Source organism: Pseudomonas sp. NBRC 111123, from assembly GCF_001320205.1.
In the GTDB taxonomy this organism is placed as follows: domain Bacteria; phylum Pseudomonadota; class Gammaproteobacteria; order Pseudomonadales; family Pseudomonadaceae; genus Aquipseudomonas; species Aquipseudomonas putida_J.
Genome location: NZ_BCAZ01000038.1, coordinates 46,287 through 57,024, shown reverse-complemented (window position 1 = coordinate 57,024; position 10,738 = coordinate 46,287). Strand labels below are relative to the sequence as shown.

Here is a 10,738-nt window from a genome sequence, read left to right as displayed (position 1 = left end):
CAAAATCATCGAGTAATCACTCGACCGATTGAAAAAACCCCCGCTCAGCGGGGGTTTTTTTTATTGGGTTGACACTAAATGGGGGCGTCTATAGAATCACGCCTCCTTTTAGCGGGCGTAGTGCGTCCGTTGGGAACAGCCTGGAGTCTGAAATCCAATGCAAAATCAGCAAATCCGTATCAGGTTGAAGGCTTTCGACCATCGCCTGATCGACCAATCCACCCAGGAAATCGTGGAAACCGCGAAACGTACTGGTGCACAAGTGCGTGGTCCAATTCCACTGCCTACCCGCAAAGAGCGTTTCACCGTTCTGGTTTCCCCGCACGTCAACAAAGACGCGCGTGACCAGTACGAGATCCGCACTCATAAGCGTGTTCTGGACATTGTCCAGCCAACGGATAAAACCGTTGACGCGCTGATGAAGCTTGATCTGGCGGCAGGTGTGGAAGTACAGATCAGCCTCGGCTAAGACTTCGGTCTAGTCGTGTAACGCTCTGAAATGGGCGGCCATAGCGGGTGAAAGCCCCGTACACTCATGAGGTTTACAACATGACTATTGGTGTAATCGGTCGCAAGTGCGGTATGACCCGCATTTTCACCGAAGAAGGTGTCTCCATTCCGGTCACGGTCATTGAGATCGAGCCGAATCGTGTCACCCAGTTCAAAACTGAAGAAACCGATGGCTACCGTGCAGTGCAAGTCACTGTCGGCGAGCGTCGTGCTTCGCGTGTGACTGCCGCTCAGGCAGGCCACTTCGCCAAGGCCAACGTTGCCGCTGGTCGCGGTGTCTGGGAGTTCCGTCTTGAAGAAGGCGAGTTCCAGGCTGGCGACTCGATCAAAGCTGAACTCTTCACTGCAGGCCAGCTGGTTGACGTTACTGGTCAGTCCAAAGGTAAAGGCTTCGCCGGTACCATCAAGCGCTGGAACTTCCGTGGCCAGGACAACACCCACGGTAACTCCGTGTCGCACCGTGTCCCAGGTTCCATCGGCCAGTGCCAGACTCCTGGTCGTGTGTTCAAGGGCAAGAAAATGTCCGGTCACATGGGCGCCGAGCGCGTGACTGTTCAGTCCCTGGAAGTAGTTCGCGTAGACGCTGAGCGCAACCTGCTGCTCGTCAAGGGTGCCGTTCCTGGCGCTACTGGCGGCGACGTGGTTGTACGTCCAGCTGTCAAGGCTCGCGGTTAAGGGGATACTGACATGCAACTTAATGTAAATGACGCTCAGGCGATCGAAGTTTCCGAACTGGCTTTCGGTGGCGAATTCAACGAGACGCTGGTACACCAAGCAGTCGTGGCCTACATGGCCGGCGGCCGTCAGGGCACCAAGCAGCAGAAGACCCGTTCCGACGTGGCTGGTGGCGGTAAGCGCCCATGGCGTCAGAAGGGTACTGGCCGTGCTCGTGCTGGTACCACCCGTGGTCCGATCTGGCGTGGCGGTGGTGTAACCTTCGCAGCTCGTCCTCAAGATCACTCGCAGAAGCTCAACAAGAAGATGTACCGCGCAGCCCTGCGCTCCATCCTCGCTGAGCTGGTGCGTAGCGACCGTCTGGTCGTGGTTCAGGACTTCGCTGTTGAAGCGCCGAAAACCAAAGATCTGCTGAACAAGCTGAACGGCATGGGTCTGAACGACGTACTGATCGTTTCCGACGCTGTTGATCAGAACCTGTACCTGGCTGCTCGCAACCTGCCGCACGTCGACGTACGTGACGTTCAAGGTTCCGACCCGGTCAGTCTGATCGCATACGAGAAGGTGTTGATCACCGTCTCGGCCGTGAAGAAATTCGAGGAGCTGCTGGGATGAACCAGGAACGCGTATTCAAAGTCCTCCTTGGCCCGCACGTTTCCGAGAAGGCTACCGTTCTGGCTGAGAAAAAAGGCCAGTTCGTATTCAAGGTTGCTACCGATGCAACCAAGCTGGAAATCAAGAAAGCTGTCGAAGGCCTGTTCAACGTAAAAGTTGAAAACGTGTCGACTGTTAACGTTCTGGGTAAAACCAAGCGTACCGCACGTGGTCTGGGCAAGCGTAATGACTGGAAGAAGGCGATCGTCTCCCTTCAGCCAGGCCAAGATCTCGATTTCAGCAGCAGTGCTGAGTAAGGAAGGGGTGCATCATGGCAATCGTTAAATGCAAACCGACTTCCCCTGGCCGCCGTTTCGTGGTCAAGGTGGTCAACAAGGAGCTGCACAAAGGCGCTCCTCACGCACCGCTGATCGAGAAAAAATCGAAGTCTGGTGGTCGTAACAACAATGGCCGCATTACCACTCGTCACGTGGGTGGTGGTCATAAGCAGCATTACCGTCTGGTCGACTTCCGTCGCAACGACAAAGATGGCATTCCAGCCACTGTCGAGCGTATCGAATACGACCCGAACCGTACTGCTCACATCGCCCTGCTGTGCTACGCAGACGGTGAGCGTCGCTACATCATTGCCCCTAAAGGCGTGAGTGCTGGCGACCAGCTGATCGCAGGTGCCCTGGCCCCAATCAAGGCCGGTAACTCCCTGCAACTGCGCAACATTCCAGTAGGTAGCACCATTCACGGCATCGAACTGAAGCCGGGTAAAGGTGCTCAGATCGCACGTTCCGCTGGTGCTTCGGCTCAGCTGATCGCTCGCGAAGGTGTCTACGTGACCCTGCGTCTGCGCTCTGGTGAAATGCGTAAAGTCCTGGCTGAGTGCCGTGCGACCCTGGGTGAAGTCTCGAACTCCGAGCACAGCCTGCGTTCGCTGGGTAAAGCTGGTGCCAAACGCTGGCGCGGCGTTCGCCCAACCGTTCGTGGTGTTGCCATGAACCCGGTTGACCACCCACATGGTGGTGGTGAAGGTCGTACCTCCGGTGGTCGTCATCCGGTATCGCCATGGGGCTTCCCAACCAAGGGTGCGAAGACCCGCGGTAATAAGCGTACCGACAACATGATCGTCCGTCGTCGCAAGTAACTAGAGGGATACGACAGTGCCACGTTCTCTGAAAAAAGGTCCTTTTATCGATCTTCACCTGTTGAAGAAGGTCGAAGTGGCGGTGGAGAAGAACGATCGCAAGCCAGTTAAAACCTGGTCGCGCCGTTCGATGATCCTGCCACAAATGGTCGGTCTGACCATCGCGGTACACAACGGTCGCCAACACGTCCCAGTTCTCGTGAACGAAGACATGGTCGGCCACAAACTGGGCGAGTTCGCCGGTACCCGCACCTATCGCGGGCACGTGGCTGACAAGAAAGCCAAGCGTTAAGGGGTAAGGAAATGGAAGTAGCCGCTAAGTTGTCGGGCGCTCGCATCTCCGCCCAGAAAGCCCGCTTGGTCGCCGACCAGATCCGCGGGAAGAAGGTGGGCGAAGCGCTCAACCTGTTGGCCTTCAGCAGCAAAAAAGCCGCTGAAATCATGAAGAAAGTCCTCGAGTCGGCCGTTGCCAACGCCGAACACAACGAAGGCGCTGACGTTGATGACCTGAAGGTCTCCACCGTCTTCGTCAACGAAGGGCGTTCGCTGAAGCGCATCATGCCACGTGCCAAAGGCCGTGCTGATCGCATCGTCAAGCGGTCTTGCCATATCACTGTCAAGGTTGCGGACAAGTAACGGAGTCGATCAGATGGGTCAGAAAGTACATCCCACTGGCATTCGCCTGGGAATCGTCAAGGAGCACACCTCCGTCTGGTACGCAGACGGTGCTACTTACGCAGATTACCTGTTGAAGGATCTGAAAACGCGTGAGTACCTCCAAGACAAACTAAAAAGCGCGTCCGTAAGCCGTATCGATATTCATCGTCCGGCTCAAACTGCACGCATCACCATCCACACCGCTCGTCCCGGTATCGTTATCGGTAAGAAAGGTGAAGATGTCGAGAAGCTGCGTCAGGACCTGACCAAGCAGATGGGTGTGCCTGTGCACATCAACATCGAAGAGATCCGCAAGCCGGAACTCGACGCTATGCTGGTTGCGCAGAGCGTAGCTCAGCAGCTGGAACGCCGCGTAATGTTCCGTCGCGCCATGAAGCGCGCCGTACAGAACGCCATGCGTATTGGTGCCAAGGGCATCAAGATCCAGGTGAGCGGTCGTCTCGGCGGTGCTGAGATTGCTCGTACCGAGTGGTATCGCGAAGGTCGTGTGCCGCTGCACACCCTGCGTGCCGATATCGACTACAACACCTACGAAGCTCACACCACTTACGGTGTGATCGGTGTGAAGGTTTGGATCTTCAAAGGCGAAGTTATTGGTGGTCGCCAAGAAGAACTGAAACCACAAGCACCAGCGCCTCGTAAAAAAGCTGCTAAGTAAGGGGTACGCCAAATGTTGCAACCAAAGCGTACAAAATTCCGCAAGCAGATGACTGGCCACAACCGTGGTCTGGCACTGCGCGGTAGCAAAGTCAGCTTCGGCGAATTCGCCCTGAAAGCTGTTGCTCGCGGTCGCCTCACCGCTCGCCAGATCGAGTCCGCACGTCGTGCGCTGACCCGTCACGTTAAGCGTGGCGGTAAGATCTGGATCCGTGTGTTCCCGGACAAGCCGATCTCCAAGAAGCCTCTCGAGGTTCGTATGGGTAAAGGTAAGGGCTCCGTGGAGTACTGGGTTGCCCAGATCCAACCAGGCAAAGTCCTGTACGAGATCGAGGGTGTTTCTGAAGAGCTGGCGCGCGAAGCTTTCGCCCTGGCTGCTGCAAAGCTGCCTCTCGCCACCTCCTTTGTTAAGCGGACGGTGATGTGATGAAAGCGAATGAACTTCGTGAAAAATCTGCACAGCAACTGAATGAGCAACTGCTCGGCTTGCTGCGCGACCAGTTCAATCTGCGTATGCAGAAAGCAACTGGCCAGTTGGGGCAGTCGCACCTGCTCTCGCAAGTTAAGCGTGACATCGCTCGCGTGAAAACTGTGCTTAACCAGCAGGCAGGTAAGTGATCATGGCTGAAGCTGAAAAAACCGTCCGTACGCTGACTGGCCGTGTCGTCAGCGACAAAATGGACAAGACCATCACCGTTCTGATCGAGCGTCGCGTTAAGCACCCGATCTACGGTAAATACGTTAAGCGTTCGACTAAGCTGCACGCGCACGACGAATCCAACCAGTGCAAAATCGGCGACAAGGTTTCCATCCGTGAAACCCGTCCGCTGGCCAAGACCAAGTCCTGGGCACTGGTTGAAGTCCTCGAACGCGCTGTTGAAGTCTAAGGGCTAGGGGTCGGAGAAATTTTATGATTCAGACTCAATCCATGCTCGATGTGGCCGATAACAGCGGCGCTCGTCGCGTCATGTGCATCAAGGTGCTCGGCGGCTCGCACCGCCGTTACGCCGGCATCGGTGACATCATCAAAGTAACCGTAAAGGAAGCAATTCCGCGCGGTAAGGTCAAAAAAGGCCAGGTGATGACTGCTGTTGTCGTCCGTACCCGTCACGGTGTACGTCGCGCTGACGGTTCCATCATTCGTTTCGACGGCAACGCTGCTGTTCTGCTGAACACCAAGCAAGAGCCGATCGGCACTCGCATCTTCGGGCCAGTGACCCGTGAACTTCGTACTGAGAAGTTCATGAAGATCGTCTCGCTCGCCCCTGAAGTGCTGTAAGGAGATCCGACATGCAAAAGATTCGTCGTGACGACGAGATCATCGTGATCGCCGGCAAAGACAAAGGTAAGCGCGGTAAGGTGCTGAAGGTTCTGGCTGATGACCGTCTGGTCATCGGTGGTGTGAACCTGGTCAAGCGTCATACCAAGCCTAACCCGATGGCGGGCGTTCAGGGCGGTATCGTCGAAAAAGAAGCGCCTCTGCACGCTTCCAACGTTGCCATCTTCAACGGCGAAACCAACAAGGCTGACCGCGTTGGTTTCAAAGTAGAAGACGGTAAGAAAATTCGTGTCTTCAAGTCGACCCAAAAAGCGGTTGATGCTTGAACACTGCTAGGTAGAAGACCATGGCACGACTGAAAGAGATTTACCGGAACGAAATCGCTCCTAAGCTTAAGGAAGAACTTAAGCTGTCGAACGTGATGGAAGTTCCGCGCGTTACCAAGATCACCCTGAACATGGGTCTGGGCGAAGCGATCGGCGACAAGAAAGTCATCGAGCACGCTGTTGCCGACCTGGAAAAGATCACCGGTCAAAAGCCGGTCGTGACTTTCGCTCGTAAATCCATCGCGGGCTTCAAAGTCCGTGAAGGGTGGCCGATCGGCGTCAAGGTGACCCTGCGTAGCGACAAGATGTACGAATTCCTGGACCGCCTGCTGGCGATCTCCCTGCCTCGGGTACGCGACTTCCGCGGCCTGAATGCCAAGTCCTTCGATGGTCGTGGCAACTACAGCATGGGCGTGAAAGAGCAGATCATCTTCCCGGAAATCGATTACGACAAGATCGATGCTCTGCGCGGTTTGGACATCACCCTGACCACCACTGCTCGTTCGGATGACGAAGGCCGCGCTCTGCTGCGTGCATTCAAATTCCCGTTCCGCAACTGATTGGAGTAGGAAAATGGCCAAGAAGAGCATGAAAAACCGCGAGCTGAAGCGTCAGCTCACGGTAGCCAAGTTCGCCAAAAAGCGTGCTGAGCTGAAAGCGACCATCGTCAACCTGAACGCCTCTCCAGAAGAGCGTTTCGCTGCCGTTGTCGCTCTGCAGAAGCAGCCACGTGATGCAAGCGCTGCGCGTCTGCGCAACCGTTGCCGCCTGACCGGTCGTCCTCACGGTGTATACCGTAAGTTCGGCCTGGGCCGTAACATGCTGCGTCAAGCGGCAATGCGCGGCGACGTACCAGGTCTGGTCAAAGCCTCCTGGTAATCGCTGCAGGTGTGATCCCGGTGGAAGGGGGGGTGATCTTCCGACCGCCGGTGATCTTGCCAACAAACAAGCCCCCTCGTGGGGCTTGTTTCGTTTCTGCCTTGTGTCTAGAATGACCGGCTCACCCGAGCCTGGGTTTTTTGCCCTGCCCGTTCGGGTGGTTGTGATAGCCGCAAGGCTAATATTTCTTGTATCAGGAGCATCTAGCCCATGAGTATGCAGGACCCGTTAGCGGACATGCTAACTCGCATCCGTAATGCCCAGATGGCTGAAAAGTCCGTCGTAAGCATGCCTTCCTCCACTCTGAAGGTTGCGGTTGCCAAAGTTCTTAAGGACGAAGGTTACATCGCTGGCTACCAGGTTACTGGTGAAGCCAAGCCTTCCCTGTCGATCGAACTGAAGTACTTCGAAGGCCGTCCGGTCATCGAGGAACTGAAGCGCTCCAGCCGTCCAGGCCTGCGCCAGTACAAGTCCGTCGCTGAGCTGCCGAAAGTACGTGGCGGCCTGGGCGTGTCTATTGTCTCCACCAACAAAGGTGTGATGACTGATCGCGCTGCGCGCGCTGCCGGTGTCGGCGGCGAAGTTCTGTGCACAGTGTTCTAAGGGGGGATAGACATGTCTCGCGTCGCTAAGAACCCCGTTAAGCTGCCGTCCGGTGTCGAAGTCAAATTCGCAGGTCAGCTGCTTTCGGTGAAGGGTGCCAAAGGCGCTCTCGAACTGAACGTTCACTCGTCTGTTGAAGTTACCGAAGAGTCTGGTGAACTGCGTTTCGTCGCTCGCAATGGTGACCAGCAAGCTCGCGCCATGGCCGGTACTACCCGCGCTCTGGTCAACAACATGGTCCAAGGCGTAAGCCAAGGCTTCGAGCGCAAGCTCCAGCTGGTCGGTGTTGGTTACAAGGCACAGGCCAAGGGCACCGTCCTGAACCTGGCCCTGGGCTTCTCTCACCCAGTGGACTACGAACTGCCAGCCGGTATCACCGCTGAAACGCCTAGCCAGACCGACATCCTGATCAAGGGTATCGACAAGCAGCTGGTAGGTCAGGTGGCCGCTGAAATCCGCGGGTTCCGTCCGCCGGAGCCTTACAAAGGCAAGGGTGTGCGTTACGCGGACGAAGTAGTCCGTCGTAAAGAAGCCAAGAAGAAGTAGGGCCTAGCAAATGACCGACAAAAAAGTTATTCGACTGCGTCGCGCTCGCAAAGCACGCCTCAAGATGCACGAACTCGAAGTCGTGCGCCTGTGCGTGTTCCGCTCCTCGCAGCACATCTACGCCCAGGTCATTTCGGCCGACGGCAGCAAGGTTCTGGCAAGCGCCTCGACCTTGGACAAAGACCTGCGTGATGGCGCCACTGGCAACATCGACGCGGCCACTAAGGTTGGCAAGCTGGTAGCTGAGCGTGCGAAAGCCGCCGGTGTATCTCAAGTTGCCTTTGACCGTTCCGGCTTCAAGTACCACGGCCGCGTCAAAGCGCTGGCTGATGCTGCTCGTGAAGGCGGGCTGGAGTTCTAAGTTATGGCAAATAACGATCAAAAGCGCGACGAAGGCTACATCGAGAAGCTGGTTCAAGTTAACCGCGTAGCCAAAACCGTTAAAGGCGGCCGTATCTTCACCTTCACCGCACTGACCGTGGTAGGTGATGGCAAGGGTCGCGTTGGTTTCGGCCGTGGCAAATCGCGCGAAGTACCTGCTGCGATCCAGAAAGCCATGGAAGCTGCTCGTCGCAACATGATCCAGGTTGACCTGAAGGGCACCACCCTGCAGTACGCCACCAAGGCTGCCCACGGCGCCTCGAAGGTTTACATGCAGCCTGCCTCGGAAGGTACCGGTATCATCGCCGGCGGCGCTATGCGTGCCGTCCTGGAAGTTGCTGGTGTTCAGAACGTCCTGGCCAAGTGCTACGGTTCGACCAACCCAGTGAACGTGGTTTACGCCACCTTCAAGGGTCTGAAAGCCATGCAATCTCCTGAGTCCATTGCTGCCAAGCGCGGCAAGAGCGTTGAGGAGATCTTCTAATCATGGCAACCGTAAAAGTAACGCTGATCAAGAGCGTCTCGGGCCGCCTGCCTAACCACAAACTGTGCGTTAAAGGTCTGGGTCTGCGTCGCATCGGTCACACTGTAGAAGTCCAGGATACTCCCGAGAACCGCGGGATGATCAACAAGGCTTACTACATGCTGAAGGTCGAGGGTTAATCGATGAAACTCAATGATCTGAGTCCAGCGCCGGGTTCCCGTCGCGAGAAGCATCGTCCAGGTCGTGGTATCGGTAGCGGTCTGGGTAAGACTGGCGGCCGTGGCCACAAAGGTCAGACCTCCCGTTCCGGTGGTTCGATCGCTCCTGGCTTCGAAGGCGGTCAACAGCCGCTGCACCGTCGTCTGCCGAAGTTCGGCTTCGTTTCCCTGAAAGCCATGGACCGCGCTGAAGTGCGTCTGTCGGAACTGGCCAAAGTGGAAGGCGACGTGATCTCCGTGCAGTCCCTGAAGGATGCCAACGTGATCAACCAGCACATTCAGCGTGTGAAAATCATGCTGTCTGGCGAAGTTACTCGCGCAGTCACCATCAAGGGCATCGCAGCCACCAAGGGTGCGCGTGCGGCTATCGAAGCAGCTGGCGGCAAATTCGAGGAATAAATGGCTAAGCAAGGTGCTCTCTCTTCGCTCGGTAAGGGCGGGATGTCGGAACTCTGGGCTCGTCTGCGCTTTCTGTTCATGGCGATCATCGTCTATCGGATAGGTGCGCATATCCCGGTTCCTGGCATCAATCCAGACCGTCTGGCGGATCTGTTTCGGCAGAATGAGGGGACCATTCTTAGCTTGTTCAACATGTTTTCCGGTGGCGCGCTTGAGCGCATGAGCATCTTTGCACTGGGGATCATGCCGTACATCTCGGCATCGATCATCATGCAGCTGATGACGGCGGTCAGCCCGCAACTGGAGCAGTTGAAGAAGGAAGGTGAAGCTGGCCGTCGCAAGATCAGCCAGTACACCCGCTACGGCACCGTTATCCTGGCACTGGTTCAAGCCATTGGCATGTCCATTGGCCTGGCCAACCAGGGCGTGGCGTTTTCTGTGGGCCTCGGCTTCTATGTCGTTGCTGTCTCCACCTTCGTGGCAGGCGCGATGTTCATGATGTGGCTGGGTGAGCAGATCACCGAGCGCGGTGTGGGTAACGGTATCTCGATGTTGATCTTCGCAGGTATCGTTGCCGGTCTTCCGAGAGCAATCGGGCAGTCTTTCGAGTCTGCACGCACAGGCGATATCAACATTTTCGCCCTGGTCGCAATCGGTTTGCTTGCAGTAGCGATCATCGGTTTCGTGGTGTTCATTGAGCGTGGTCAGCGTCGTATTGCCGTTCACTACGCCAAGCGTCAGCAGGGCCGCAAGGTCTTCGCGGCGCAGACCAGCCACTTGCCGCTGAAGGTGAACATGGCGGGGGTTATCCCGGCCATTTTCGCGAGCAGCATTCTGCTGTTCCCGGCTTCGCTGGGTGCCTGGTTCGGTCAGTCCGAAGGTATGGGCTGGCTGCAGGACATCTCGCAGTCGATCGCTCCTGGTCAGCCGTTGAACATTCTGCTGTTTAGTGCAGGGATTATTTTCTTCTGCTTCTTCTACACAGCGCTGATGTTCAACCCGAAAGACGTAGCGGAAAACCTGAAGAAGTCCGGTGCCTTTATTCCGGGTATCCGTCCTGGTGAGCAGTCCGCACGCTACATTGATGGCGTTCTGACTCGTCTGACCATGTTCGGTGCTCTTTACATGATGGCCGTCTGCCTTCTGCCCCAGTTCCTGGTGGTGGCAGCAAATGTGCCGTTCTACCTTGGCGGGACCTCGTTGCTGATTGTGGTAGTGGTTGTGATGGACTTCATGTCCCAAGTACAATCGCACCTCGTTTCGCACCAGTACGAATCCCTGATGAAGAAAGCCAACCTGAAAGGCTACGGTGGCAGCGGTCTGCTGCGCTGATACGCCCCTAAGGTTCGAGGA

Annotated in this window: 22 protein-coding genes; all 22 read left to right on the top strand. The window is 56.3% G+C overall.

Annotated features, from left to right (window positions below; translation table 11 throughout):
* The first annotated feature begins 157 nt into the window (after positions 1–157).
* The 22 genes from rpsJ (at position 158) to secY (ending at position 10,717) form a co-directional block, all read left to right on the top strand.
* Positions 158–469 carry a 30S ribosomal protein S10 gene (gene rpsJ, locus APH27_RS18755; protein WP_003186070.1) on the top strand — a complete coding sequence of 104 codons (312 nt, stop codon included), beginning with the start codon at positions 158–160 and terminating at the stop codon, positions 467–469.
* An 80-nt stretch (positions 470–549) separates the two neighbouring features.
* A complete protein-coding gene (gene rplC, locus APH27_RS18750; RefSeq protein ID WP_027917847.1) occupies positions 550–1,185 on the top strand; it encodes a 50S ribosomal protein L3 in 636 nt (211 codons plus the stop codon).
* A gap of 12 nt (positions 1,186–1,197) precedes the next feature.
* Positions 1,198–1,800, top strand: coding sequence for a 50S ribosomal protein L4 (rplD, locus tag APH27_RS18745; protein WP_027917846.1), 603 nt, complete (start codon positions 1,198–1,200; stop codon positions 1,798–1,800).
* Complete coding sequence (rplW, locus tag APH27_RS18740) at positions 1,797–2,096, top strand: 50S ribosomal protein L23 (RefSeq protein ID WP_003255484.1); 300 nt, start codon at positions 1,797–1,799, stop codon at positions 2,094–2,096. Before rplD ends, rplW begins: the two co-directional genes overlap by 4 nt.
* Before the next feature lie 14 nt (positions 2,097–2,110).
* Complete coding sequence (rplB, locus tag APH27_RS18735) at positions 2,111–2,935, top strand: 50S ribosomal protein L2 (protein WP_003255483.1); 825 nt, start codon at positions 2,111–2,113, stop codon at positions 2,933–2,935.
* A gap of 16 nt (positions 2,936–2,951) precedes the next feature.
* On the top strand, positions 2,952–3,227 hold the full coding sequence (gene rpsS / locus APH27_RS18730) for a 30S ribosomal protein S19 (protein ID WP_003255482.1): 276 nt from the start codon (positions 2,952–2,954) through the stop codon (positions 3,225–3,227).
* 11 nt (positions 3,228–3,238) lie between these two features.
* Positions 3,239–3,571 carry a 50S ribosomal protein L22 gene (gene rplV, locus APH27_RS18725; RefSeq protein ID WP_003103908.1) on the top strand — a complete coding sequence of 111 codons (333 nt, stop codon included), beginning with the start codon at positions 3,239–3,241 and terminating at the stop codon, positions 3,569–3,571.
* 13 nt (positions 3,572–3,584) lie between these two features.
* Positions 3,585–4,271 carry a 30S ribosomal protein S3 gene (gene rpsC, locus APH27_RS18720; RefSeq protein WP_003255481.1) on the top strand — a complete coding sequence of 229 codons (687 nt, stop codon included), beginning with the start codon at positions 3,585–3,587 and terminating at the stop codon, positions 4,269–4,271.
* 12 nt (positions 4,272–4,283) lie between these two features.
* Positions 4,284–4,697 carry a 50S ribosomal protein L16 gene (gene rplP / locus APH27_RS18715; RefSeq protein WP_003255479.1) on the top strand — a complete coding sequence of 138 codons (414 nt, stop codon included), beginning with the start codon at positions 4,284–4,286 and terminating at the stop codon, positions 4,695–4,697.
* Positions 4,697–4,888, top strand: a complete 192-nt coding sequence (rpmC, locus tag APH27_RS18710; protein ID WP_002555481.1) for a 50S ribosomal protein L29 — start codon at positions 4,697–4,699, stop codon at positions 4,886–4,888. Before rplP ends, rpmC begins: the two co-directional genes overlap by 1 nt.
* Positions 4,889–4,890: 2 nt before the next feature.
* Positions 4,891–5,157, top strand: a complete 267-nt coding sequence (gene rpsQ / locus APH27_RS18705; protein WP_008089812.1) for a 30S ribosomal protein S17 — start codon at positions 4,891–4,893, stop codon at positions 5,155–5,157.
* Positions 5,158–5,180: 23 nt separating this feature from the next.
* Entirely contained in the window at positions 5,181–5,549 is a 369-nt protein-coding gene (gene rplN / locus APH27_RS18700; RefSeq protein ID WP_008089810.1) for a 50S ribosomal protein L14, read from the top strand.
* An 11-nt stretch (positions 5,550–5,560) separates the two neighbouring features.
* Positions 5,561–5,875 (top strand): 50S ribosomal protein L24, encoded by a 315-nt coding sequence (gene rplX, locus APH27_RS18695; protein WP_003255476.1) that lies wholly within the window; start codon positions 5,561–5,563, stop codon positions 5,873–5,875.
* Between the two features lie 20 nt (positions 5,876–5,895).
* Complete coding sequence (gene rplE / locus APH27_RS18690) at positions 5,896–6,435, top strand: 50S ribosomal protein L5 (RefSeq protein WP_003255474.1); 540 nt, start codon at positions 5,896–5,898, stop codon at positions 6,433–6,435.
* A 13-nt stretch (positions 6,436–6,448) separates the two neighbouring features.
* The gene (gene rpsN / locus APH27_RS18685; RefSeq protein ID WP_012316516.1) at positions 6,449–6,754 is read left to right on the top strand and encodes a 30S ribosomal protein S14; all 306 of its coding nucleotides are present in this window, start codon (positions 6,449–6,451) and stop codon (positions 6,752–6,754) included.
* A 210-nt stretch (positions 6,755–6,964) separates the two neighbouring features.
* Positions 6,965–7,357 (top strand): 30S ribosomal protein S8, encoded by a 393-nt coding sequence (gene rpsH / locus APH27_RS18680; RefSeq protein WP_009681971.1) that lies wholly within the window; start codon positions 6,965–6,967, stop codon positions 7,355–7,357.
* A 12-nt stretch (positions 7,358–7,369) separates the two neighbouring features.
* Positions 7,370–7,903 carry a 50S ribosomal protein L6 gene (rplF, locus tag APH27_RS18675; RefSeq protein WP_027917845.1) on the top strand — a complete coding sequence of 178 codons (534 nt, stop codon included), beginning with the start codon at positions 7,370–7,372 and terminating at the stop codon, positions 7,901–7,903.
* 10 nt (positions 7,904–7,913) lie between these two features.
* Positions 7,914–8,264, top strand: a complete 351-nt coding sequence (gene rplR / locus APH27_RS18670; protein WP_003255467.1) for a 50S ribosomal protein L18 — start codon at positions 7,914–7,916, stop codon at positions 8,262–8,264.
* A gap of 3 nt (positions 8,265–8,267) precedes the next feature.
* A complete protein-coding gene (gene rpsE / locus APH27_RS18665; RefSeq protein WP_003255465.1) occupies positions 8,268–8,768 on the top strand; it encodes a 30S ribosomal protein S5 in 501 nt (166 codons plus the stop codon).
* 2 nt (positions 8,769–8,770) lie between these two features.
* Entirely contained in the window at positions 8,771–8,947 is a 177-nt protein-coding gene (gene rpmD, locus APH27_RS18660) for a 50S ribosomal protein L30 (RefSeq protein WP_003255463.1), read from the top strand.
* Positions 8,948–8,950: 3 nt separating this feature from the next.
* Positions 8,951–9,385 (top strand): 50S ribosomal protein L15, encoded by a 435-nt coding sequence (gene rplO / locus APH27_RS18655; protein ID WP_003255461.1) that lies wholly within the window; start codon positions 8,951–8,953, stop codon positions 9,383–9,385.
* A complete protein-coding gene (gene secY, locus APH27_RS18650; RefSeq protein WP_016393394.1) occupies positions 9,386–10,717 on the top strand; it encodes a preprotein translocase subunit SecY in 1,332 nt (443 codons plus the stop codon).
* The last annotated feature ends 21 nt before the right edge of the window (positions 10,718–10,738 follow it).